The sequence below is a fragment of the Flavobacterium sp. RHBU_24 genome (genome assembly GCF_046613695.1).
Taxonomy (GTDB): domain Bacteria; phylum Bacteroidota; class Bacteroidia; order Flavobacteriales; family Flavobacteriaceae; genus Flavobacterium.
This window is the reverse complement of sequence record NZ_JBKJHD010000012.1, coordinates 57,142-81,768: the sequence shown is the minus strand read 5'-3', so window position 1 is coordinate 81,768 and position 24,627 is coordinate 57,142. Positions and strand designations below refer to the sequence as shown.

Here is a 24,627-nt window from a genome sequence, read left to right as displayed (position 1 = left end):
AATTACCTGATAGTGATATCAAACGGCATAGCCGCCTGTGTTCCCTTTTCCTGGGTTACACGCCTTATACGCTCTAATATCTTATAATTTTCCGAGCCTATTTCCTCTTTAATCAGGCTCTCGCGGGTTTGTGCAAACGGCAGGCCTGTGGCATTTGCAAGGAAACGGTCAAATGTTGCCTCATATTCAGGGAAATCAACCGTACTGTATTCTTTAACTTTAGCTTTAGCGGCAGCATATTTTATGGCGGCATCCAGCCCGCCTATTTCATCTACAAGGCCTATGCGCTTAGCATCGGTGCCGCTCCATACACGGCCCTGGCCTATGGCATCTACCTGCTCAGTAGTAAGCTTGCGGCCCGCAGCCACACGGCTGATGAAAGTGCCATATACACGCTCCACGCTTTGCTGTATTACATCGCGGGTGCTGGCTTCAAGCGGGCGGAACAGGCTGTAATCTGCAGCGTTGGCATGGGTGCTTACCTGCTCGGTATGTATGCCCAGGTTATTGGTTACTTTAGTAAGGTTTGGCAGTACGCCAAATACGCCTATAGAGCCTGTAATGGTACCTTCTTCTGCAAAAATACGGTCAGCGCCGCAGCTTATATAGTACCCGCCCGAAGCAGCATAGTTACCCATACTTACCACAACCGGTTTTTTCTTTTTGGCAAGCTCTACTTCCCTCCATATAAGGTCAGATACCAGTGCATCGCCACCCGGGGAGTCTACACGAAGTACTATGGCTTTTACAGCATCGTCTTCAACAGCTTCCTGAAACGCTGTGCGCATGCTTTCGGTACCTATGCTGGTAAGTGTGCCCTCGCTATTGGCTATTTCACCCTGGGCATATATTATGGCAATATGGTTTTCTTTATCGTTAAGCAGTTCATTAACCTTATTGGCCTCTACATAATCAAGTATGTCAACGGAGTTATACTCTTCGTCTTTTTCAACCTTAAGGACTTTTTTGATGCTGTTTTCAAATTCATCAAAATAGGCAATCTTATCTACAAGCCCGGTTGCTTTAGCCATTTCCGGCGTGCGGGCACTAAGCCTTTCGGCAATGCCGTTAAGGCTGTCCAGCGGAATCTTCCTGCTTTTAGAGATGTCGTTGCTCACCGATGCCCATACGGCATTAAGCAGCGTGCTCATCTGCTCGCGGTTTTCGGGGCTCATTTCATTGGCAATAAAAGGTTCTACCGCGCTTTTGTATTTGCCGTGGCGGATAACCTCCATGGTAATACCTGTTTTTTCCTGAAAGTCTTTAAAGAACATTACTTCGCTGCTCAGGCCCTTAAATTCAAAGTCGCCCACCGGGTTCAGGTAAAGCGTGTCTGCAACAGAACTCAGATAGTACTGCCCCTGGCTGTAATTGTCGCCGTATGCCAGTACAAATTTGCCCGATTTTTTAAAATCGGCCAGCTTATCGCGCAGGGCTTTTGCCTGGGCTATACCCAAATTGGTCTGCACATTGGTAAGGGTAATCCCTTTAATTTTATTGTCAGTTTTTGCGGCATCAATGGCCTTAAGCACATCTACAAGGCCGTCGTGCGGCTCTGCGTTAAGGAACGCCATTTTTTCGTTTGTAAATTTTCCGGCATAGTCGTTTACTACCTCTTCAATATTCAGTTCGATAACTGAGTTGTCTTCCACCACTACCGCATCATCGTTACCGCTGCCGGCTATTGCCGCTATGGCAATAATCATGATAAAAAAGAACAGGAAGAAACAAAATATACCTACAATAGTAGAGAGTACGTTTTTTAAGAATTGCATATTATTGTTATATAAAATTTAACTGCTAATAAGTAGCAGAAATACACTTTATGTTACAGGCTAAATAAACTTAGTTGTAAAATTATCAACAACCGCCCGCTATCCGCATAATGTTTATTTACTTTGCAGCCTATGAAATTTCAAAACAGCGCCATACTATCCCTGGGCAGCAACATGGGAAACCGCCTGCAAAACATACAACAGGGCATAGACTATATACATAATAACGTTGCCACCGTGGTAAAGGTTTCGGGTGTTTATGAAACGCCGGCGCTTGGCTTTGAAGGCGATGCGTTTTACAACTGTGCCATTACTGTTCATACACTTCGCGATGCTTACGAACTGCTCATCGGCTTGCTTGCCGCAGAGCAGCAGGGTGGGAGGGAGCGTGGCACATCGGGCGAATATGTGTCGCGCACTATAGATGTGGATATCATTGCCTTTAACGATGAAGTGATAGACAGCCCGCACCTCAATATTCCACACCCGCGGATGCAGGGGCGCAACTTTGTACTCTGTCCCCTTCGGGATGTGGCACCGCACTGGGTACACCCGGTTTTGAAGAAAGATGTTAATAAGCTGATAGCTGCATCTCCTGATAACAGCGACTGCCAGTGGGTAATGAAACTGCCTGCCCCCATAGCGGTTTTTAACCCTGAAAAATTTAACTACATAGCCATAGAAGGCAATATAGGCGCGGGTAAAACTTCTCTTGCAAGCAAAATATCAGAAGATTTTAATGGGAAGCTGGTACCGGAGCGCTTTGCCGATAACCCGTTTTTGCCGCTGTTTTATACCGACCAGGCGCGCTACGCGTTTTCGCTCGAAATGTCGTTCCTGGCTGACCGCTACCAGCAGATTACCGACGACCTCTCGCAGTTTAACCTCTTCAGCGATTTTGTGGTGGCCGATTACCACGTGTTTAAGTCGCTTATCTTCGCTAAGGTTACACTAAGTGAAGACGAATACCGCCTGTACCGCCGCCTGTTTGAAATTATGTATAAAGAACTGCCGCGCCCGGGGCTGTACATCTATCTGTACCAAAGCACACCACGCCTGCTGGAGCACATTAAAAAACGCGGACGCAGCTACGAGCAGGATATTACCGCGGAGTATTTAGAGAGCATTAACCGTGGTTACCTTGATTATATAAAATCGGTTACCGGCCTTAACGTACTGGTTCTGGATGTTACCGACCGCGACTTTGTAAATAAGCAGGAGGATTATTTGTGGCTGTTGGGTGAAATTAATAAAGTCTAATTGTCTCAGGTTTAAAGTTTCGGGTTTTTGGGCCGGATGTCCTATGTCAGTCAATCTGTTGGGGCATGAGGTTAACTTAAAACTAATTAAAAGTTAGTGGAATAGTATATGTGCAGCGCACTAAGCCATTTTGCTGAAGTCCCGGTTGCCACCTGGGCATAATCGAAATTAACCGGATGGCTTCGTTATTAAGTTTGTCGTTTGTGCTTGATACTATTTCAATATCCTGAGATTTCCCGATATTGCTCGTCGTAAACTTTACTACAACTTTTCCTTTTACACCTTTAAGTTTAGGGTCAGCATTTTGCCCTATAAATTTGTAAAAACTTTGCATGCCGCCATAGGGTACGGCCTGTATGGATGAATTTGAAAAAAAATACTTCATTATTTCACTGCTCAGTTCATTTCCATCCGCATCCACAAGTGAGGTACGCCCCGCAGCATCCCTGTAAAACTGCGCCTCAATAGTTTCCGTCCCTTTGATAATTTGTATTATTCCATCCATTTTGCAGGTAGCAAAGAGTTTAGAGTCAATATAGTAATTTGTGTCGGCAATGCGTTCTCCCTTACTAAATTCAGTCACTACTGCTATTTGATGGTTATCATTTGTGCCAAATATTTTCCATATGCCGGTAGGATGATTGTCGGCATCAATGGCATTAATTTTTTCGCCATTAAATTCTATATATTCCTGGCAATACATGCAAAATGAAATAAATAAACAAGCGGCTGCGTAAAAAAGTTTCATGAGTTATGCTTAATTATACATAATAGCAAATATAGTTTTTTGAGGCAATATTTTGCTACCTCAAATACATATAAGTGTATAACTACAAACTCCTTATGCAAAAACCAATTTTTGTAAAGCAAATCTGTCATCCATCCGCCGCCTATTTTGTTGTTTTGCAAAAGATTGCAGTTTTATAAGTACCCAATATTTCAACTATATTGTTAAAAAGGTTTTTAATATTTATAATATGCTGGCATTCAGTGCTAAATCATTTTTAAAAATTTCTCTCAGAATTATTTTGCAGTGTCAAAAAATTTATATCTTTGCTCCGAATTAATAATTAACCTTTATAATTTAGTAAGATGAAAAAAGTTGTTTTAAGCGTAGCTCTAGTTGCTGTACTAGGTCTTTCTTTCACTTCATGCAAGAAAGCAGAAACTGAAACTCCAGCTGAAGATACTACAGTTGTTGTAGCTCCTGAAGCTCCAGAAGTAGATACTACAGTTGTTGCTGACACTGCAGTTGTTGATACTACTGCTGCTCCTGCTACTCCAGCTGAGTAATTAAAGCTCTAAAGAAAAAATTAAGCTACGCATCGCGTGGCTTTTTTTGTGTCCGGTTGTTAACGCTCGGAAATAAAAAAAGCCTGCTCCGGCAAAACCGGGAGCAGGCTACTATATAAAATAATGGCTATTACTGGGCGAAAAACAGGGAGGCTATTGCAGTTGCCTCATCTCCGGTAAGGATTTCGTCAAATGATTCGGTATACGAACCCGCACCAAACGCAGGGTTGCCCGATGAAGCGGTAAACATAGTAATATTTACACCGCCGTGTGTAGTGTTTTCTTCACCATTATATACAGGCTGGGTAGCCTCCGGCATACCCGCACCTCGCTGGTTGCCCACAATCCATCCTTTAAGCCCACGCAGCCTGCGTATCTGCGAGGCGTGGCGTGCTTCTACACTATGTATTTGCAGTGCCGCAGTAAGCAGGTCTCCATTGCTTTGTAAGTTACCCGCCTGGCCTTTGTATGCCCTTACGCCGGTATCTTCAAACGCCTGTGATAAGGCAAGGAACGTTGGGTAGTCATTAAACGGGTCTAATCCGGCTATGTTAAAGTTAAATTCCGGTTTTGCAGGGGCAGCGTCGGCAAGTGCGGTTTGTAAAAACGCTACGTGTGCGGCTTCATGCTGGCTTATTTGCTGAATGATTGCTTTATCGGAATTAGGTATAAGCCCTGCAGAGTCAAGCGCTGTGGCATAAAACTCGTCTTCAAGATATTCCAATATAAGTGCAAGCGAAAGGGCTGCCGTTTCTGTCTCGGGAGAAAACATGGTTGTCGCGGCTTTAGCTTTGTTGGTAGTAAATAATGAAATAAAAGGTACTGCCGCAAGGGCGGCGCCCGTACCTAATTTGCCAAACTGGCTAAAGCTGTCTCGGCGTGATGTTTTTACATCAAGGCTTTGTATAATGCCTTCGTTTGTAAACGATTCTATAAATTTCAGGATATTCATAATGTCTTTTTTAAGTGGGTTAGCTAATTAATCCAGGTACGCTGCGGTAAAGGCAGTTTGGATAAAGTTTAACGATGCTACCTGAGGTATAATTACCGATGGTTTCTCTGCTTTCTCCAGGCCATTGCTGTCAATAAGGTCATTTGGTGCAAAGGCCGCTGTGCCCGGGCTGATAAGGCTGGCAATAGCACTCGCGTGGCGCGCCTCTACCGATACTATTTTGCCGGCTATAACCAGGTATGCCGGTTCCTGAATGTAACGGCCTGCGCCATTATATGCTTTTACTCCGGTATCTTCAAGGGCTTTTGCAGTACCCAGTACGCTGTCGCGGTTATTAAAGTTTACGCCCGGATAATTAAACTCAAGGTTAGGGAGCAATTGTCCGTCAGTACCTTCAAGTGCGGCTGTGATGGCTACCTTAAAGAACTCCCTGTGCAGCACTTCGTGCGCATAAAGGTCAGATAGTACCTGGCGCTCTTCGGTATTAAAAGTCGTACCAAATGAGTTGCTGTTTACCACACGTGTGTAAAAATCGGCTTCCAGCTGCTCCAGCGCATAAGCATAGGTAAGGATTCCCGCGTCTCCACCGCCCAGGTCAAACACTCCGTTGCGCACACCCGGCAGTTTGCCTGACGGGCTACTGCTGCCACTGTCGTCATCATTGTTACAGCCCGCAAGCAGCAGGCCGGTTCCGGCAAGGGTAAGGCCGGTAACTCTAAGAAAGCTCCTTCTGCTGGTAAGCCCGTCTTTTTGGGTGCCCAGTTCAGTAACGGTTACTTTTGTCTTTTTCATAATGTAACATGTAAGAGGTTAATAGTTTTGCAAGGTGCGGTAACGTTCATCTTATGTTCTTTTTCAAAGCTATCTTTACATACGCCGTGTAACTGGTAACGGTTTTATCGATTTGCGGGCATCTTGTTATTTTAACAAAACTTTATAGATTTAAACTTAACCAGCTTATGCTAAAAGTTTGCTTGCCAGTTTGATTAAAGATTTTTATAATCGTGAATAATTTTATGTCTGGCCCTTCATTTTGTCATAGGTTTAACAACATGTATACAATAATTCCTATCATTTTTAGTTTAAGATTATTTATTTTAATCACTCTTTAACAAGTAAAGTTTTAGTAAATAAAACGGTAAATGCATCTTCAATTATAAAAATGTTGTATCGTTATTCAGAATTTCGTAAAATTTTCGTTATTTTTACGTGGTAAAAACATCTTTTTGACTATGAGACCAAAAGCGACCTTAAAACAAATAGCAAAAGAACTAAACGTATCGGTATCTACAGTGTCAAAAGCACTGAGCAACAGCCCCGAGATAAGCGAACCTACAAAAATTAAAGTGCAGGAATTTGCAAAGCTTAAAAACTATAAGCCGAACAATATTGCTGTAAACCTAAAGAGCAAGCGCTCAAAAACCCTGGGTGTACTGATACCTAACATCCTTAACCCCTTTTTTGCCAAAGTATTCAGTGGGATAGAGAAAGCAGCTAACGCCCGCGGCTTTAATGTTATAACCTGTATTAGCGATGAATCGCTTGCAAAGGAGATAAAGATTATAGACATGCTGAGCAACGGTACCATTGACGGGTTTATACTTTCTATTTCGGAAGAAACGCAAAAGGAAGGCGAAGTAAAGCATTTTAAAGAAGCCATATCTGATGACCTGCCCATAGTAATGTTTGACAGGATATCTAATGACGTAAACTGCGACAAGGTTGTTGTAGATGACTTTGATTCTGCCGTGCACGCTGTAAACCACCTGATAAAAACAGGGGCTAAAAATATTGCCCTGCTTAGTAATATAGATAACCTGAGCGTGGGTAACCTGCGTGCCGAAGGCTACCTCCAGGCACTTAAAGACAATGGTATAGCAATTAACGAAGACCTGATCTTGCGATGTGAGAGCTCAGAAGAATTTGATGAGAAATTCCCGGATTTTTTTGATATAAAAGGAAAAAATATAGATGCCGTCTTTGCATTGGAGGAACACTCGTCGGTAGCGGCGCACAAGCAAACGCTAAAATTAGGCGCTAAGATACCGGACGAAGTACAGCTTATAGGCTTTGCCGATGGTGTGTGGAGCCGCAGGCTTACGCCAAGCCTTAGCACGGTAAGCCAGCACGGCCCGGAGATAGGCGAGGCCGCAGCCGATATGCTGATTGACCGCCTTGAAAACAAAGATCCGGATGCCCCTGAATTCAGCACAACAATTATAAAAACTGAGCTCCGCCAGAGAGAATCTACCAGGAAACTGTAACGATTTTTAAATAAATTTCAGCCACGAATTATGCTAACCGCACAAATCCATTTGTGCAATTAGCATAATTCGTGGCTCGCTTTTTACTGCTTCTTAAAAAATGTCTCTGTTCCATTTTGTTTTAGCACAAAACCATCCGGCCTGAAAAGCATTTTTACGCCCGAAGCGTCGTGGCTAAATTCGTTCTCGCTTATCGGGCTTATATAAAATGTGCCCTGCTCATCAGCATGCACACGTAAAGTGCCATTAACAAGCATTACGTTTATAATAAACGGGAGCCCATCATTCTTATAGTTGCCTTCATACTTTTTAAGCACATCGTCTTCTAAGTTGATGGAATTAAAAGTAGGGAAGCGGTAGGGTAGCTTATAATAACAACTCAATATACCCAACATTATTTCGTTAAAGTCATAATCAAGGCCGTTTGTTACCATCGATACGGCAAAATTATCCTTAGGATAATACCCAACGGTAGATGTAAAGTTCTCTATACCCCCATTGTGCCCAAAGAATTTACGCTCCCCAAACGGAAAGTTCACAATGCCCTTGCCGTAACCATAATCCACCATGGTCATTATTGCCAGCGACTCCGGCGAAATTATCTTGCCGTTAAACAATGCTGTAATAAACCGGGTCAGCTCTTCAGGTGTGCTTTGCAATGCCCCCGCGGCCCCGGCCACACTCTCGTGCCACTCGGGTACGCGCTCCCAGTTGCCGTTATCAAAAGCATAAGAGTACGCCTCGTTCTTTTTAGGGTTTATTTTGCCAAAGTAATAGGTATTTTTTAAGCCCGCTTTTTTAATAATACGGCTTGTTACGTTTTCCTTATATGATTTGTGGGTAACGTCCTGGATGATATAGCCCAGCAGCATATAGTTGCTGTTGCTGTATTCCGCTTTGGTGCCGGGTTCAAATACGGCATCATACTTATACAGCCGCTCCAGCATATCACGGCGCAATACCGGTGCTGTGTATACAAAACTGCTGTCATCGGTAAAATTATAAATGCCGCTGCTGTGGTTTAGCATTTGGGTAATGGTAATTTTATCGGCATTTTTTATCCTCGGGAAAAATTCGCTCAGCTTTGTATCGAGTTTTAGCTTTTTCTCTTCGGCCAATTGAAGTATAACGCAGGCGGTAAACATTTTTGTGATGCTGCCTACTTTATATTTTGTTTGGGTAGTGGCTTTGGTATTCGTCTCTATATCGCTAAAGCCGTAGGCTTTGCTAAATACTATTTTATCTTTTTCGCGCAGCGTAAGGCTGCCCATAAACTTACCGTTTGTGTAAAGGTAATTCATAAGGCTGTCTATTTTGCTAAAACGTGCGTTTTCTGTGCTTTGACAAAAGCCGGTTAACGTGTTGAATGCGAAAAGGAATAAAAGTGTTTTCTTCATTATCATAGCATTTCCATAATCGTTGTCATCGCGGGGTACGAAGCCCGAACTGACATAGTAATCCCATCGTTGAATTAACCCTCCTTATGACATTGACGCGGTTGGTGCTGCCTTGCAATGACGGGTGTGTTAATGAGCCTCCAGCCAGTTTAACCCCGAGCCCAACTCTACTTCAAGCGGCACATCCAGCTTAAAGGCATTTTCCATTTCATGCTTGATTAACGGGGTAATGCGCTCCAGCTCTTCAGTATAAACGTCAAAAACCAGCTCATCGTGTACCTGTAGCAACATTTTGCTTTTCCAGCCCTCATCAATCAGGCGTTTTTGTATGTTAATCATCGCAATTTTAATAATATCGGCGGCGCTGCCCTGTATGGGGGCGTTAACGGCATTGCGTTCTGCCGCACCGCGCACCACAGCATTTGCTGAGTTAATATCTTTTAAATACCTGCGGCGGCCGGTAATGGTTCGCACAAAGCCGTTTTCGCGGGCCGTTTCTACCTGCTCGTTAATATAATCGCGCAGTCGCGGGTAGGTTTTGTAATAAGCATCTATAAGGTCTTTACTTTCGCCACGGCTCAGCGAGGTCTGGTTGCTCAACCCAAATGCCGAAACACCATATATGATACCAAAGTTTACTGTCTTGGCATGGCTACGCTGCTCACGCGTAACCTCCGCAAGGGGTACGTTAAACACCTTGGCAGCCGTACTGGCATGGATATCCTCACTATTTTGGAACGAGCGTATCATCTCCGGGTCGCCGCTTAACGCTGCTATAATACGCAGTTCTATTTGCGAGTAGTCGGCACTTACAAGCGTGTGGTTTTCATCGCGCGCTACAAAGGCCCTGCGTATCTGCCTGCCACGTTGCGTGCGTATGGGTATGTTTTGCAGGTTGGGGTTGTTGCTGCTCAGGCGGCCTGTGGCGGCCACTGTTTGCATATAGTCGGTATGCACACGGCCTGTGGTGGCTTTTACCTGCCCGGGCAGTGCATCTACATAAGTGTTTTGCAGCTTCACCAGTTGGCGCCACTCCAGTATATCAGCCACTATGGGGTTGTCTAACGCCAGGTAAGAGAGTACCTCCTCACCCGTAGCATATTGTCCGGTTTTCGTTTTCTTTTGTTTGTTGCCGCCTATTTTCAGTTTGTCGAATAATATCTCCCCCAACTGCTTAGGCGAACCCAGATTAAACGATTCGCCGGCGGTTTCATAAATACGCTGTTCCAGCACTTTACTATCTGCGGCTAACTCTGCCGAAAGCTCCTTTAAATAAGGCACATCCAGGTTAATGCCTTCGGTTTCCATTGCGGCGAGTACCGGCATCAGCGGGATTTCGATATTGTCGAATAACTCGCGCGTACCCGTCTGGTTCAGCATCGGTGCAAAAACCTCTTTTAGCTGTAGCGTAATGTCGGCATCTTCCGCTGCATATTCTTTTACAGTTTCTACATCTACCTCACGCATGGTTTTCTGGCCCTTACCTTTTTTACCAATAAGCGCCTCAATAGGCATGGGCGAATATTTAAGGTAGGTTTCTGCAAGGATATCCATACCGTGGCGCATATCGGGGTTGATGAGGTAATGCGCTATCATGGTGTCAAAGAATTTGCCTTTTACCACTATATTGTAGTTGGCTAAAATCTCGAGGTCATATTTAAGGTTCTGGCCTACTTTCTCTATATGTTCTGCTTCAAAAAACGGTCGGAATTTATCTACCAGTTCCTGTGCTTCGTTTCTGTCTGCTGGTACCGGTACATAAAATCCTTTACCCTTTTCCCATGAGAACGACAGGCCTACCAACTCTGCGGTAAGTGCGCAGATGCCCGTTGTCTCTGTATCAAAGCTCACGCTCGTTTGCTTGAGCAGGTTGCCTATTAAAAAATTTACCGCCATGCCCTGTACCAGCTGGTAATGGTGGTCGGTATTCTCAAGTGTGTTGTAAAAGCTAACGCCCGACGCAGCCTGCTCAGGGTCGGCGGCGCCTTCGCCAAAAAGGTCAAACTGCTGGTTATTGCTTGTAATGGTTTTAGTAGGGGAGTAGCCCGCGCCTTCTACCTGGTCATAGGTATTGCCTCCGTCAAACAGCTTATGGTACTGCTCTGCCATACGGCGAAATTCCAGCTCGTTAAACAGCTCCTCTACTTTTGGTGTATCGGGCTTTGTGAGCTCATAATCATGTTCGTTAAAGGTAACATTGCAATCAGTTATAATGGTAGCCAGCTTTTTAGAGAGCATGCCCAATTCTTTATTGGCCTCAATGTTTTCGCGCATCTTGCCGCTTAGCTGATGGGTATTGGCCAGCAGGTTCTCCATAGTGCCGTATTCTTTCAGAAATTTCTTGGCGGTCTTTTCGCCTACGCCCGGCAGCCCGGGTATATTATCCACAGCATCGCCCATCATCCCGAGGAAGTCTATTACCTGCTCGGTGCGTTCTATCTCGAAGCGCTCCAAAACTTCGGGCATGCCCCATATTTCAATGCCGTTACCCAGGCGGGCAGGGCGGTACATAAATATGTTTTCGCTTACCAGTTGTGCAAAATCTTTATCGGGCGTTACCATAAATACCTGGTAACCTTGTTTTTCTGCCTGAAGTGCTACGGTGCCTATCAGGTCGTCGGCTTCGCAGCCTGCCTCTTCAATAACGGGTATGTGCATGGCCTTGAGAATGGCCTGTATGTAGGGTACGGCTATCTTTATGGCTTCGGGGGTTTCATCGCGGTGGGCTTTGTACTGCACATACATTTCGGTACGGGCGGCGCTACCATCTTTATCAAAAGCTACGGCAAGGTGGTCGGGTTTTTCACGTTTTATCACATCCAGCAGCGAATTCATAAACCCAAAGATGGCGCTGGTATCCATGCCTTTTGAGTTAATCCTCGGGTTTTTTATAAAGGCATAATAGCCTCGGAAAATGAGCGCGTAGGCATCAAGCAGGAAAAGTCGTTTTTGCTGGGACATGAATTGCTTATTTGTTAGGATGTAAAAATAAACAAACCCACCCACATTAAAAAACAGCTGTAGGTTAAATCAAAAAAAGGCAGCGCCCCGCTGCTGTAAAAGCCTCAGGGCGCTGTGTATATGGAGTTAATAGTTTTATTGTTTTCTACAATACAAAGCTACAGATTGATAAGTGAATAAAATGCTAAGGAAAGTATAGCGGTATGCTAAAAGTTTATTGTGCTGTGATAATGCGGTAATTTGATGGAATGCGGATGACATGGATTAACTCAGATTTTTGTCCTGATTTGCTAATCTGCACTTTACAAAACGGCGGCGCATATAAGTGAAGCTCCTGCCGACTGCGACTGAATACTGAACACTCCTGCCGCCTGACACAAAAACCTGACATTGTTTTTATGGCACGTTTTATGATGCCCCCTTCGGTATAATTTTACTACACACATGCGCCAGTTTTTTCCGCTCATTCTCATAATAATAGCCCTAGTGGCTGTGCTTGCAGAATTTTATACCTTCCAGGCTGTTAGGGTTTCTACAAAAAGCCGCTGGGCTCCCTGGGTTTTCCTTGCCATATCGCTGCTTATAATGGCATATATTATTTACTCTTTTATGCATTTTGACAGGCGCCAGGGCCAAAACAAACAAAGCCTGCTTGCCATCGGGTTACTGCTTATTACCCTTGTGCCAAAACTTATCATCCTTATTGTAATGCTGGGTGAAGACGTTGTACGTTTCGTGGGCGGCTGCGTGCGCGCATTTACAGGGCAAAAAGGTGATGGCTTCCTGCCTGAAAGGCGGCGCTATATAAGCCTCATAGCGCTGGGTATTGCTGCTGTTCCGTTTACCGCGCTGTGGTACGGCATGACCAAGGGCAAGTACAACTTTAAGGTGCGAAAAAGTACCTTAACGTTCCCCGACCTGCCCGAAGCATTTGACGGTTTTACCATTACACAAATAAGCGATGTGCATAGCGGCAGCTTTGATGACCCTGAAAAGATAGCCTATGCTATAGATTTGATAAATGAGCAAAGCAGCGACCTTATTCTTTTTACCGGCGATATTGTAAACACCCACGCCAAAGAAATGCATCCCTGGATAGAGACGTTCAACAGGATTGAAAGCGCGCCTATGGGTAAATATTCGGTACTGGGCAACCATGATTATGGTGAGTATATTGAGTGGCCATCGCAAAAAGATAAGGATGATAACTTTGCGGCAATCAAGAACCTGTATGGCGACATAGGCTTTAAGCTGTTGCTGAATGAGCATGTAAAATTGCAGAAGGGCGGCCAGGAAATAGCACTGGTAGGCGTAGAAAACTGGGGCCATAACTTTAAGAAAGCGGGCGACCTGCACAAAGCTACTGACGGCCTTAAGGCTGAAGAGTTTAAAATACTGATGAGCCACGACCCCAGCCACTGGGATATGGAAGTAAAGAACAGCGAAAAGAATGTACACCTTACACTTAGCGGGCATACCCACGGGTTTCAGTTTGGTATAGAAATTCCCGGGTTTTTTCAATGGAGCCCTGTGCAGTATGTGTATAAGCAATGGGCCGGGCTCTATGAGCATGTAGGCCGATATATTTATGTGAACCGTGGTTTTGGTTTTCACGCCTATCCCGGCAGGGTAGGTATATGGCCTGAAATTACAGTATTAACGCTAAAAAAAGGCTAATAAGTAGCATCATATTGTAAAAATGCTATATTTGTATCAAATTTTACCAAATTTAGGTTTAGAGTAGATTTAACACCGCCAATTTATGTCGAAATTCGGAGAACTTATTAACTCACCGGTACCTGTATTGATAGACTTTTATACAGAGTGGAATGAGCCATCAGTATCCATGCACCCCGTAATAAGGGATGTAGCTGCAGCACTGGGCGACAGGGCTAAAGTTATTAAAATTGACGTGGATAAAAACCAGGAGCTGGCCGATGCGCTGCGTATTAAGGGGCTGCCCACGCTGATGATTTATAAAGACGGCCAGATGGTGTGGAGGCAAAGCGGCGAGCTTGATGCCAATACTATTATCGGCCTTGTACGAGAGCAGGTTTAAACCGGTAGTAACGCAAAACGGAATCTTTCCCTTTTTAAATATTCTATAGCACGTGGCAGTGCGTACTGCATGTTTTTCTGTGCCTTAAGGCTGTCATGAAAAATAATGATGCTGCCGTTACGCGCATTTTTCACTACATTCTTTAGGCACTTTTCCGGGGATATGCCCTGGTCGAAGTCGGCACTTAGCACATCCCACATTATTACCGTATACCCCTTTTGTTTTAATCCCCTTGCCTTTACGGGAGAGAGTTTGCCATACGGCGGCCTGAATATTTTAGTACCTTCGGGCTTGTACTTTTTTATGGCTTTCTGGCAAAGCTCGGTGTTAGCCATATAAATGTTATCATCTACGCGCCAACCGTCAAGGTGGTTGTAGGTATGGTTGCCCACCGCGTGCCCGGCGGCAAGTACCTGCTTAAATGTTTCGGGGTGCTTGTCTATATTATCACCTATACAAAAAAAAGTAGCCTTAATATCGTGCCTTTTTAAAATATCCAGCACGAGGGGCGTAACCTGCGGTATAGGGCCGTCATCAAACGTAAGGTATACGGTGGGCGCCTCCTTAGGGAGGCTCCATATAAAACCACTAAACAGCTTCTTTATAAGCCACGATGTTTTTACCCAGTAGAATTTCATTAGCTTAAAATAAAGATGCAGCCCTAAAGCTGCATCCCAAATGTAATTATAAATTTTTTATCCCTTACTCATTATCGCGCCCGTAGCGTGAAAATTTCTGGTTATAATTGTTAAAGTCTTTACGCGCGTTATTATAATAGGTATCGTCGCCGCTTTCCTGTGCTAATAGCAACAGGCTGCGGTAGCGTTCTATATCCGTTACGATATCCATCCGGCTAAACTGCTGGTCTGATATCGACATGCCGCTGTAAAACAACAGGTTTTCCTGGTATTTTTTTATTATCTGATCCAGTAATTTATGCGCATTGGCGGTATCGCCCAGATCATAGTATCCGGTTATAAAAGGCTCTAACAGGGTGTAGTATCCGTAATATTCTACCGGCATTTTTGCCATGGCCAGGTCTATTACTTTTTTAGCCTTTACCTTATCGCCTTTATCTATAAGTGCCTGCATGAGTCGCGCCAGGTTAGTGCGATAGGTAATGCTGTTCTTGCGGGTTTCCGGGTCGTGGTATATATTAGGATCTTCACTATTGCCCCAGTCCCATTTCATAACAATATCATACATCTTATCAGTATCGATGGCACCCATATCCAGTGGACTGCCGTCTTCCGGTATTGCGGTGCGTACCGGCACCAGCTTGTATACCATTCCATCCAGCTGCAGGTAGTCTTTCATCCACAGGTAGTCGTCATCGCCAAAGCTGCCACCTGTAAAATAAATGGGCCTTTTCCACTTGTTGTTGTTAACAATATTCAGCATCAGCAGGCGGTTTTTGTATAACGCGTCGCCTTTGATGTCAATATCTATATACGGTACGATGCTGTCGTATTTCTCCGGAGCTACTACTTTGTTTTTAATAACAGCTTCCCGGTCTACCGTAAGGCGGACCTTATTGGTAGGGTAAAAATTAACCCAGTGGCCGTTGTTCAGCTCGCGCTTCAGCCTCTGGTCGTCACTGCCTAATATCTTAAGGAAATAATCCATATCAAGGCGCTCATCAGTATTAGGTATGTACAGCATATAATCACGGGTGCCCGGTTTGTACTGGTCGTGTGTAAAGCTAATCGGCATAGGGTCGCTTTCGTAGGCCTTGCGTTTCATCTGGTCAATATACCAGTCGGTCATAAACAGGCTTGTGTTTACTATGCGCACATCGGTGCGGTAACCCTCTACCTCCTGCGCATACCACAACGGGAAGGTGTCGTTATCCCCTATGGTAAACAGTATGGCATTTGGCTCGCAGCTGCTCAGGTAAGCCTTAGCCATAGCAAGCGCGGTATAGCGGTTTGCCCTGTTATGGTCGTCCCAGTTTTGGCTGGCCATAAGTACTGGCGCTGCCAAAAGGCATACTGCCGTAACTACCGGACCGGCCACTTTAGGGCTTAGGTATTTTGTAATGGCTTCATAAATTGCATACACGCCAAAACCCAGCCACATGGCAAACACATAAAATGAGCCCACCAGGGCGTAGTCCCTTTCGCGGGGCTCAAACGGCCTTTCGTTAAGGTATATTTTAAGGGCAAGGCCTGTAAATAAAAATAGCATGAGCAGCACATAAAAGCTTTTCGCGTCTTTATTTGCATGCCAAAACAGGCCTATTAAAGCCAGTATAAGCGGTATAAAGTAGTAGGTATTACGCCCGGCATTGTTAAGCTGGTCAGACGGCAGGTTAGCCTGGCTGCCTATGTGCAGCTCGTCTATTGGCGTAATGCCCGACAGCCAGTTGCCGTCAAGGTCGTCATATTTACCCTGAACGTCATTTTGCCTGCCTACAAAGTTCCACATCAGGTAGCGGCCATACATATAACCAAACTGGAACTCTACCATAAACTTCATATTATCATAAAACGAAGGCTTTTCGATAATAAGGTAGCGGCTGTATTTGTTAAGGAATTTACTGTAATCGTCATAATCAAGGCGCCCGGAACGGAATTCGGCCTGAAACTGGGCTACATTTTGCTCCATTTCGGCACGTGCGGCGGCAACGGCCTGTGCTATCTGCTCATCGTCCATCTGGTCTATAGGTGCACCCATACGGTACAAATCATCTACATAATCTACGGCAGGGTCGAGCCTGAATTGCAGCGGCCCGGTAAAGCTCATGTAGTTTGCGGCGTTATCAGGGCTCCACATGCGGGGCATAAAGCCTTTGTGGTTATCGTCGCTGTTTTGTTTGGCATTCTTGTAGTTATTTACTACTACATATTTACCTTTTTTATAGTCGCGCTGGTAGTTTGGCTTTTCGTCCTCATAAGGGTTTTCTTTATCAAGCCCGCTGTAGGTATCGCTGTACATCGGCCCATAAAACAGCTTTTGCTCGCCATACTGCTCACGATTATAGTATGCCAGCACCTCGGCGGCATCGCTGGGGTTGTTTTCGTTGATTACTACATTGGCATTGGCACGTATGGGCAGCATGGTCCAGGTACTGAAGCCAATAAAAATAAACAGCACACACAGCAATATCGTGTTTGCCATAGCGTAACCTTTTGCCTTAGTGTAGCGCAATCCGAAATAAAACAGGGCTATGATGGCAAGCAGCATGAAAATAGTACCCGAGTTAAACGGCAGGCCAAACGTGTTTACCATAAAAATTTCGGTTTTGCCAAAAAGCGCCATGGTAAACGGTAGCAACAGCTTGAATATAAATAACAGTATAGCAATAATTACCACGTTTGCTATAATAAAGCTTTGTACTGTAACCGTTTTATAATTTTTAAAGAAATAGATAAACCCAATGCTGGGTATGGCAAGGATAGCCATAAAGTGTACCCCGAAGGATAGCCCCACAACCAATGATATAACCAGCAGCCACTTGTTGCCACGGTGGTTGTACATGTCAAGTTCCCAGCGGAGGCCCAGCCAAAGCAGCAGGGCGATAAAAAGCGATGCCATGGCATATACCTCGGCTTCGGTGGCATTGAACCAAAAACTATCAGTAAAAGTAAACGCAAGCGCGCCTACGGCAGAGGCGCCCAGTATGGCAACGGCATTATCTTTAGTCAGTTCGGCATATTTAGATACCACAGCCCTCATTACAATGGTGCTTGACCAGAACATAAGCAGTATGGTAAAGGCACTTGAAAATACCGATACCATGTTTACCATAAGCGCTATCTTATCATCTGAAGGTGCAAACATGGCAAATATAGCACCAAGCATCTGAAATAACGGTGCTCCCGGCGGGTGGCCTACTTCAAGTTTTTCGGCGGTGGTAATGTACTCACCGCAGTCCCAAAAAGCAAGGGAAGGCTCTACGGTAAGTGAGTAAACAAGGAGTGCAATGGCAAAAACCGACCACCCTAAGATGGTGTCCCATTTCCTGAAATTGAATGTTGTCATGTATGGCTGAATTGACCTATGGTATTAATTCTCTTGCAAAGAAACTATTTTTTTGCTAAACCTAAAGGCATAAGGCGTTTTTTAATGATAAAAATAAGCCACTCCCAAACCCTCCTCGATGGGGAGGGAGAAGCTTCACTCGTATATAAATAATCGTGTGGGAAAAATGTCCAAAGCCAAATTTAATTTACTATATCAGAATCCGCCGCTCGGGCACGAGTGACACTGCTCCCCTCTCTTTCGGAGAGGGGCGGGGGGAGAGGCGCCTACATCTCATCTTCCCGCCCGAAACGTGCAAACCAGCCGTTACACTCGTTAAAATCTTTTTTGGCTTCGGCATACATCCGGGTGTCGTTGTTTTCCTGCATCACCAGCAGCAGGCTGCGGTAACGCTCTATATCGGTAACAATATTACGGGCTACGCTGTTTTGCTCAGGCGTGGGCAGCGAGCGGTAATAGCCCAGGCTGTCTTTGTATTTTGATGTTAATTTGGTAAGCAGCTTACGTGCTTTTTCTTTTTCTCCCACCTGGTAGTAGCCCCCGGCGAATGGCTCGGCAAGGGTATAGAATCCAAATTCGTCTACCGGCATTTTTTGCATGGCCAGGTCTATCACTTCTTTTGCCTTGGCCGTTTTCTTTTCCTTAATCAGCGCGTCCATAAGTCTTGCCATCGTGGTGCGGAATGCGATGCCGTTGTGGCGCGTTTGCGGGTCGTGGTAAATTTTAGGGCTGCCCATGTTACCCCAGTCCCATTTCTTAACGGTATCGTAGCTTTTTTCGGTATCTACATAGCCCATATCCAGCATGCTGCTCTCTTCGGTAAACGGCGTTTTTACGGGGACCAGCTTATAGGCCATACCCTGCATTTGCAGGTAGTCGCGCATCCATGCAAAATCGGCCGCGTCATTGGTACGCCCTGCAAAGTATATAGGGCGGTTCCAATTGTTGTTGCGGATGATGTCAAGCATTACCATATTGCCTTTGTAAATAGCATCCTGCGGCAGGTTAACCTCAAGCTGTTTTACGATAGAGTCATATTTGTCTGTCCCTACAATCTTCTTTTTAATAATGGCATCGCGGTTTACCGGTATACTTATTTTATTAGTAGGGTAGGTATAGGCCATTTGCCCGTTGCGTAGCTCAGCCTTGGCACGCTCGTCTTCCAGGTGGGTAAATTTTATAAACGTGTCAATATCAATACGGTCTTCTGTTTTAGGGTTGTACAGTAAAAAGTCGCGGGTACCGGCCCTGTATTCTTTATGCGTAAACGATATGGGCAGCGGCGCCGACGTGTACGCGCGTTGTTTCATCATGTCAATATACCAGTCGGCGTGCAGTAGCGTGGTGCATACTATACGCACATCGGTACGGTAGCCCTCTACCTCCTGTGCATACCACAGCGGGAAGGTGTCGTTATCGCCTACGGTAAACAGTATGGCATTCGGGTCGCAGGAGTCGAGGTAGGCTTTGGCCATAGCTACTGCGGTGTAACGTTCAGAACGGTCATGATCGTCCCAGTTTTGTGTGGCCATAAGCACAGGTACACCAAGGAGTAACGCGGCAAATGCTGTAGGCAGCGCTGGCCTTACAGTAATAGCAGGTGCATATTTCTCTACTGCTTTTAACACGGCAAACGCACCAAATGCTATCCACATAGCGAATATGTAAAACGAACCCACCAGCGCATAATCACGCTCGCGTACTTCAAACGGTTTTTCGTTAAGGAATATCTTAAGGGCAATGCCGGTAAACAGGAACAACATAAGTAACACATAAAAGCTTTTGGCATTTTTTCGGGCGTGGTATAGTAAGCCGATGCCCCCCAGTATAAAGGGCAGCATATAGTAGATGTTGCGGCCCTTATTGTTCAGCATGTCCTGTGTGAGGCGGGCCTGCGAACCCAGGCGGGCCTCGTCAATGGCGGTAATGCCGCTCATCCAGTTGCCGTTTGCATTGTCATAAAGCCCCTGTTCGTCGTTCTGCCTTCCGGCAAAGTTCCACATCAGGTAGCGGGCATACATGTAGCCAAACTGGTAATCGAACATAAAAGCCATGTTTTGCCCAAAGCCCGGTTTCTCCACTATAAGGTAGCGGCCATACTGGCGCAAAAACTGGTCGTACTCCTCGTTGCCTATTTCACCCTGTGCATAGGCCGACTTAAATTCAGTAATTACTTTTTCAAGCTGGCCCCGCGCCTGGCCCATGGCCATAGCAGCTTCTTCGGGCGTATAGTTAGAAATGTCTATACCGCCCTCGGCAAGGTCGCGGCTAAAGTCATATTGCGGGTCTATTGTAAACTCCGGCGGCCCGGCAAATGCCATATAGTTTGCTGCACTCGCTTCCTGGTGCATCCGCGGGAGGAAGCCTTTGTGGGCGTTATCGCCATTTTGCCTGGTCTTTTGCCACTGGTTTACAATTTCATACTTTCCCGTGGTGTAGTTACGCTCGTAGTTTGGTTTGTCATCTACATATGGTTCGTTCTTATCAAGCCCGGAATAGGTATCAGTATATAGCGGCCCGTAAAGGGTTTTCTGTTCAGGGTATTGTTCGCGGTTGTAATAGGCAAGGAGCTCGGCGGCATCCTGCGGGTTGTTTTCGTTAAGCACTACGTGGGCATTGGCACGAATGGGCAGCATAATCCACGACGATGCGCCTATCAATATGAATAATATACAAAGGATAACATTGTTGTATAGCGGCAGCTGCTTCTTCCGCGTAAAGCGCAGCCCATAGTAAAATACGGCGGCAAGCGCTATAAAGGCAATGATGGTACCTGAGTTAAACGGGAGTCCAAAGGTGTTTACCATAAAAATTTCGGTTTTCCCAAAGAATGCCATGGTATAGGGCATCAGGAATGCGAATACAAAAAACAGCAGCAGTACCACCAGTATGTTGGCTATGATAAAGTTCTTTATAGTTACTTTCTCATAGTTTTTAAAGTAATAGATAAGCCCAAGCGACGGCAGCGTAAGCAGCGCCATAAAGTGTACACCAAACGATAGCCCTACCAGCAGCGCGATTAAAAACAGCCAGCGGTTGCCGCCCGGCTGGTGCATTTCGGCACCCCAGCGCAGGCCGGCCCACAATATAAGCGCTATAAATAACGAGGCCAGTGAATATACTTCGGCCTCCACAGCGCTGAACCAAAAGCTGTCGGAAAATAAAAACGCAAGCGAACCCACTGCCGACGCGCCTACTACTATAAAGGTATTTTTGCGGCCGGTAACCTCAGTTTTAGTTGTTTCCCTCAGCAAAAGCGTGAGCGACCAAAACATAAATAATATGGTAAACGCGCTTGCCAGTACCGAAACCATATTTATGGTAAGGGCAATTTGCTGCGGCGAGGCGGCAAACGAAGCCGCTGCGGCACCCAGCATCTGGAACAACGGTGCACCCGGCGGGTGGGGTATCTGCAGTTTGCTTGAAGCGGATAAATATTCGCCGCAATCCCAAAAACTCATGGTGGGTTCTACCGTAAGGCTGTAAACCAGCAGGGCAATAGAGAAGATTAGCCAACCGGCAATGGTGTTTGTTTTTTTAAAGTCGAAGTGTTTCATATTGGCAGGCAGTGGGTTAAAGTTATATTAGACAAGGTGCGAAAACGCTAACTAAAATAACGTAAATATTTTAAAAATATTTTTTTGGGTAAAATTTGGTTTAAAAAAAATATGTGCTACATTTGCACCCGCAATGAGCAAATGATTGGTCTATGGTGTAATGGTAACACAGCTGATTTTGGTTCAGTCGTTCTAGGTTCGAGTCCTAGTAGACCAACGGAATAACCTCCCACTTCGGGAGGTTTTTTTATTTTAGGGAATACTTCATATACACATAATCCTCAATCTTTGTATCTTGCTCTTTCAAAAAAATGATATGTCTGAATTATCAAAATATTCATCAACAGAGGGGCTTAAAATAACTTACTTTTTAGGTGCAGGAGCAAGCTATCAGGCATTGCCTATTTGGAAAGCTCAAGGGCAATCGATGATTGATTTGGCTTATTATATTATGACTTTTGTTGCAAGAAGAGATGGAACACCAAATAATCAATTGATTTATCCTGAGTTATTTAAAGATATAAGATTAACAGAGTTTTGCCTGAAATTAATTAGCTTCGGCGAACATGCTCAAGAATATGGTTCGATAGATATTTATGCAAAACGATTGTATTTAACAGACAACCACGAAGAGCTTAATGAATTGAAATACTGCTTAAGTGTCTATTTTGATATTTGGGAAAATTTTCTACATAAATCTTTTTTTTTGAAAGAAGTTGAAGGCGTTAGGTATAACAAGATTGATAAGCGATATTATAGTTTATTGTCTGTGATTTTGAACAAACTTGATGGAGAGCCTAAATTGAATGAAAATATATCTTTTATAACTTGGAATTATGACTTACAGTTAGAAATGGCATTTGACTCGTTTTTGCCAAGACCATCAAGTTCGTTTGAAGACTTAGATAGTAAAATCCAATTTATGGATAATCAGAATCATGCTCGAAAAGTTTTACATTTAAATGGTTTCAGAGGTATTTTTTATGATGGAGATAAGCATTACGAAAATGTAGATAAGGATAGATGCCTAAGTCTTGAAGATTATCTTGAAAGATTGTTAGATAATTATACTCAATTTAAAAATCCTGATTATAATAACTGCATTAAATATGCCTGGGAATCAAATTCAGAAGCATTAACAGAGGCAAAAGACATAATGAGTAAAACAGATGTTTTAGTTATTGTGGGATATTCTTTTCCCGCTTTTAATAGAAAATTAGACATCGAATTAATTCATGAATTTGAAAGTGGAGAGGGTTTTAAAAGGACAATTTATCAGGATCCTTTTGCAAATGACGATATTGTTAATTCAATTTTTTACGATAGCAGTCGGGTAGAACTTAAAAAAGAAAACATTTCGCAATTTTATATTCCTCATGAGTTTTTATCCCGCACCTAAAAACCACAAAAATCACCGTAACAGTCTTTGTAACTTGCCCTCCGACAACATTATGTCTTTATAAACTTTAATCTCTCAAAATACCTAAGCCTCTTAGCAACTCAGATCCTAAGTTCCTTTTAAAACAGATATAACATTCGTTTAAGCCCATTTCCCATCGGTAATAATTATCTTTAATGGAAAATGCGCTTAACATGAAAATACTTATAACAGGTACCACCGGCTACATAGGCAAGCGCCTCATCCCGTTTCTGCTCGAAGCGGGCCACGAACTGGTATGCAGCGTGCGCGACCTGGGCCGCGTTCCAAAAAAGTTTAAAAAAATACCTCAGATAACATTTGTAGAAATAGACTTTTTAACCTACGATGCATCGGTCACCCTGCCGCCGGGTATTGATGTGGCCTACTACCTAATGCACTCCATGTCGTCCTCGGATGATTTTGACAAGCTCGAGCTTACCTGCGCCGAGAATTTTAAAAAATATACGGCCAATGCCGGGTTTAAGCACGTAATTTACCTGAGCGGTATTGTTAATGAAGACGAACTGTCTAAACACCTGCAATCGCGCAAGCACGTAGAAGAAGCGCTGGCGGGCGGCAAGTATGCGCTCACTACCTTTAGGGCCGGGATAATAGTGGGAAGTGGCAGCGCCTCATTTGAAATTATACGCGACCTGGTAGAAAAACTGCCTATAATGGTAACGCCCCGCTGGCTTGATACTAAAACCCAGCCCATAGCCATACGCGATGTGCTGCTCTACCTGAGCAGGGCCGCGGGCGACGAAAGGCTGTTTAACAACAACTACGATATTTTTGGCCCCGATGTACTTACCTATAAAGAGATGCTGCTTGAATTTGCAAAAGTACGCGGCCTGAAACGCACCATTATTACACTTCCGGTAATGACACCAAAACTATCGTCATACTGGCTGTATTTTGTAACCAGCACTACCTACAAGCTGGCTGCTGCGCTGGTAGACAGCATGAAAATTGAAGTAATAGGGCGTGAAAGCAACATATCGCAACTGTTAAACGTACAGCCCATGAGTTACCACGATGCTATGGTAAAGGCACTCTCTATCATTCAGCAGGACAGTACACCATCAAGCTGGAAGGATGCTATGGTAGGAAGCCGTTTCCAGGAAAAGCTTTCCAGTTATATCACCATCCCTGAGTATGGTGTACTGAAAGATGTAAAGGAGCGCAAAATTACCGATGAGGCCGATGTGCTTAACCGCATTTGGGCATTAGGAGGTGTCACCGGTTGGTATTACGGAGATATTTTATGGAAGGCACGCGGTTTTCTTGACCGGATTTTCGGTGGTACAGGTTTAAGGCGCGGGCGTACCAGCCAAGCCGATTTACAGGCGGGCGATGCGCTCGATTTCTGGAGGGTGCTGGAAGCCGACAAAGAGAAAAAACGGCTGCTGCTCTACGCCGAAATGAAACTTCCGGGGGAGGCATGGCTGGAGTTTAAAATTAAAAAAGACGTTTTATACCAGAGCGCCGTATTCCGTCCTAAGGGGTTGTGGGGCCGTATGTACTGGTATTCGGTACTGCCGTTTCATTACTTTATATTTAACGGGCTTATAAATAACCTGGTTAAGGGTAAGGAAAAGTAAGTTGAATATCGAAAAGGCGTAACTTCTGTTTAGTAACGTATAAACTTCGTAACTTTGTGGTCCGGCTACGTTACCACTTTATAAACTTTACGGCTTCAACCCAA

Annotated in this window: 16 protein-coding genes and 1 tRNA gene; 8 read left to right on the top strand and 9 right to left on the bottom strand. The window is 44.6% G+C overall.

The genetic code is table 11. The features are described 5' to 3' along the window. Positions 1-2: 2 nt before the first annotated feature. The gene (gene sppA, locus ACLI09_RS12695; protein ID WP_411419997.1) at positions 3-1,775 is read right to left on the bottom strand and encodes a signal peptide peptidase SppA; all 1,773 of its coding nucleotides are present in this window, start codon (positions 1,773-1,775) and stop codon (positions 3-5) included. Positions 1,776-1,907: 132 nt separating this feature from the next. Between sppA and folK the strand changes: the two genes are divergently transcribed. Then, entirely contained in the window at positions 1,908-3,035 is a 1,128-nt protein-coding gene (gene folK, locus ACLI09_RS12690) for a 2-amino-4-hydroxy-6-hydroxymethyldihydropteridine diphosphokinase (RefSeq protein WP_411419996.1), read from the top strand. Positions 3,036-3,117: 82 nt separating this feature from the next. Here the strand turns inward: folK and ACLI09_RS12685 are convergent, their stop codons facing one another. Then, positions 3,118-3,783, bottom strand: a complete 666-nt coding sequence (locus tag ACLI09_RS12685) for a TonB family protein (protein ID WP_411419995.1) — start codon at positions 3,781-3,783, stop codon at positions 3,118-3,120. Positions 3,784-4,127: 344 nt separating this feature from the next. Between ACLI09_RS12685 and ACLI09_RS12680 the strand changes: the two genes are divergently transcribed. Next, a complete protein-coding gene (locus ACLI09_RS12680; protein ID WP_411419994.1) occupies positions 4,128-4,328 on the top strand; it encodes a hypothetical protein in 201 nt (66 codons plus the stop codon). 130 nt (positions 4,329-4,458) lie between these two features. Here the strand turns inward: ACLI09_RS12680 and ACLI09_RS12675 are convergent, their stop codons facing one another. Both ACLI09_RS12675 and ACLI09_RS12670 read right to left on the bottom strand, forming a co-directional pair. Next, a complete protein-coding gene (locus ACLI09_RS12675; RefSeq protein ID WP_411419993.1) occupies positions 4,459-5,280 on the bottom strand; it encodes a ferritin-like domain-containing protein in 822 nt (273 codons plus the stop codon). A gap of 27 nt (positions 5,281-5,307) precedes the next feature. Next, positions 5,308-6,072 carry a ferritin-like domain-containing protein gene (locus ACLI09_RS12670; RefSeq protein ID WP_411419992.1) on the bottom strand — a complete coding sequence of 255 codons (765 nt, stop codon included), beginning with the start codon at positions 6,070-6,072 and terminating at the stop codon, positions 5,308-5,310. A 440-nt stretch (positions 6,073-6,512) separates the two neighbouring features. Between ACLI09_RS12670 and ACLI09_RS12665 the strand changes: the two genes are divergently transcribed. Beyond that, positions 6,513-7,544 (top strand): LacI family DNA-binding transcriptional regulator, encoded by a 1,032-nt coding sequence (locus ACLI09_RS12665; RefSeq protein WP_411419991.1) that lies wholly within the window; start codon positions 6,513-6,515, stop codon positions 7,542-7,544. A gap of 83 nt (positions 7,545-7,627) precedes the next feature. Here the strand turns inward: ACLI09_RS12665 and ACLI09_RS12660 are convergent, their stop codons facing one another. Together ACLI09_RS12660 and polA are read right to left on the bottom strand one after the other, a co-directional pair. Further along, on the bottom strand, positions 7,628-8,941 hold the full coding sequence (locus tag ACLI09_RS12660; protein WP_411419990.1) for a serine hydrolase domain-containing protein: 1,314 nt from the start codon (positions 8,939-8,941) through the stop codon (positions 7,628-7,630). Positions 8,942-9,070: 129 nt separating this feature from the next. Further along, entirely contained in the window at positions 9,071-11,902 is a 2,832-nt protein-coding gene (polA, locus tag ACLI09_RS12655) for a DNA polymerase I (RefSeq protein WP_411419989.1), read from the bottom strand. Between the two features lie 444 nt (positions 11,903-12,346). On the opposite strand from polA, the gene ACLI09_RS12650 reads away from it, so the two are divergent. Then, positions 12,347-13,579: a metallophosphoesterase gene (locus ACLI09_RS12650; protein WP_411419988.1), complete on the top strand. Its 1,233-nt coding sequence runs from the start codon at positions 12,347-12,349 to the stop codon at positions 13,577-13,579. Between the two features lie 85 nt (positions 13,580-13,664). Next, positions 13,665-13,961 (top strand): thioredoxin family protein, encoded by a 297-nt coding sequence (locus ACLI09_RS12645; RefSeq protein ID WP_411419987.1) that lies wholly within the window; start codon positions 13,665-13,667, stop codon positions 13,959-13,961. Here ACLI09_RS12645 and ACLI09_RS12640 read toward each other — a convergent pair. From ACLI09_RS12640 to ACLI09_RS12630, 3 genes are all read right to left on the bottom strand, one after another. Further along, positions 13,958-14,599 (bottom strand): polysaccharide deacetylase family protein, encoded by a 642-nt coding sequence (locus ACLI09_RS12640; protein ID WP_411419986.1) that lies wholly within the window; start codon positions 14,597-14,599, stop codon positions 13,958-13,960. The two genes, ACLI09_RS12645 and ACLI09_RS12640, sit on opposite strands and share 4 nt — an antisense overlap. A 64-nt stretch (positions 14,600-14,663) precedes the next feature. Next, positions 14,664-17,945, bottom strand: a complete 3,282-nt coding sequence (locus ACLI09_RS12635) for a DUF2723 domain-containing protein (RefSeq protein WP_411419985.1) — start codon at positions 17,943-17,945, stop codon at positions 14,664-14,666. Between the two features lie 266 nt (positions 17,946-18,211). Continuing rightward, on the bottom strand, positions 18,212-21,502 hold the full coding sequence (locus ACLI09_RS12630) for a DUF2723 domain-containing protein (RefSeq protein ID WP_411419984.1): 3,291 nt from the start codon (positions 21,500-21,502) through the stop codon (positions 18,212-18,214). A gap of 146 nt (positions 21,503-21,648) precedes the next feature. On the opposite strand from ACLI09_RS12630, the gene ACLI09_RS12625 reads away from it, so the two are divergent. From ACLI09_RS12625 to ACLI09_RS12615, 3 genes are all read left to right on the top strand, one after another. Continuing rightward, positions 21,649-21,719, top strand: a tRNA-Gln gene (locus ACLI09_RS12625). A gap of 99 nt (positions 21,720-21,818) precedes the next feature. Next, entirely contained in the window at positions 21,819-22,901 is a 1,083-nt protein-coding gene (locus tag ACLI09_RS12620; RefSeq protein WP_411419983.1) for a hypothetical protein, read from the top strand. Positions 22,902-23,095: 194 nt separating this feature from the next. Continuing rightward, entirely contained in the window at positions 23,096-24,523 is a 1,428-nt protein-coding gene (locus ACLI09_RS12615; RefSeq protein WP_411419982.1) for an SDR family oxidoreductase, read from the top strand. Positions 24,524-24,627 lie beyond the last annotated feature (104 nt).

What these genes read in the sequence shown, in the direction of transcription:
- sppA (WP_411419997.1), bottom strand. Translation starts at nt 1,775, where the DNA reads ATGCAATTCTTAAAAAACGTACTCTCTACTATTGTAGGTATATTTTGT.
- folK (WP_411419996.1), top strand. Translation starts at nt 1,908, where the DNA reads ATGAAATTTCAAAACAGCGCCATACTATCCCTGGGCAGCAACATGGGA.
- ACLI09_RS12685 (WP_411419995.1), bottom strand. Translation starts at nt 3,783, where the DNA reads ATGAAACTTTTTTACGCAGCCGCTTGTTTATTTATTTCATTTTGCATG.
- ACLI09_RS12680 (WP_411419994.1), top strand. Translation starts at nt 4,128, where the DNA reads ATGAAAAAAGTTGTTTTAAGCGTAGCTCTAGTTGCTGTACTAGGTCTT.
- ACLI09_RS12675 (WP_411419993.1), bottom strand. Translation starts at nt 5,280, where the DNA reads ATGAATATCCTGAAATTTATAGAATCGTTTACAAACGAAGGCATTATA.
- ACLI09_RS12670 (WP_411419992.1), bottom strand. Translation starts at nt 6,072, where the DNA reads ATGAAAAAGACAAAAGTAACCGTTACTGAACTGGGCACCCAAAAAGAC.
- ACLI09_RS12665 (WP_411419991.1), top strand. Translation starts at nt 6,513, where the DNA reads ATGAGACCAAAAGCGACCTTAAAACAAATAGCAAAAGAACTAAACGTA.
- ACLI09_RS12660 (WP_411419990.1), bottom strand. Translation starts at nt 8,941, where the DNA reads ATGAAGAAAACACTTTTATTCCTTTTCGCATTCAACACGTTAACCGGC.
- polA (WP_411419989.1), bottom strand. Translation starts at nt 11,902, where the DNA reads ATGTCCCAGCAAAAACGACTTTTCCTGCTTGATGCCTACGCGCTCATT.
- ACLI09_RS12650 (WP_411419988.1), top strand. Translation starts at nt 12,347, where the DNA reads ATGCGCCAGTTTTTTCCGCTCATTCTCATAATAATAGCCCTAGTGGCT.
- ACLI09_RS12645 (WP_411419987.1), top strand. Translation starts at nt 13,665, where the DNA reads ATGTCGAAATTCGGAGAACTTATTAACTCACCGGTACCTGTATTGATA.
- ACLI09_RS12640 (WP_411419986.1), bottom strand. Translation starts at nt 14,599, where the DNA reads ATGAAATTCTACTGGGTAAAAACATCGTGGCTTATAAAGAAGCTGTTT.
- ACLI09_RS12635 (WP_411419985.1), bottom strand. Translation starts at nt 17,945, where the DNA reads ATGACAACATTCAATTTCAGGAAATGGGACACCATCTTAGGGTGGTCG.
- ACLI09_RS12630 (WP_411419984.1), bottom strand. Translation starts at nt 21,502, where the DNA reads ATGAAACACTTCGACTTTAAAAAAACAAACACCATTGCCGGTTGGCTA.
- ACLI09_RS12620 (WP_411419983.1), top strand. Translation starts at nt 21,819, where the DNA reads ATGTCTGAATTATCAAAATATTCATCAACAGAGGGGCTTAAAATAACT.
- ACLI09_RS12615 (WP_411419982.1), top strand. Translation starts at nt 23,096, where the DNA reads ATGAAAATACTTATAACAGGTACCACCGGCTACATAGGCAAGCGCCTC.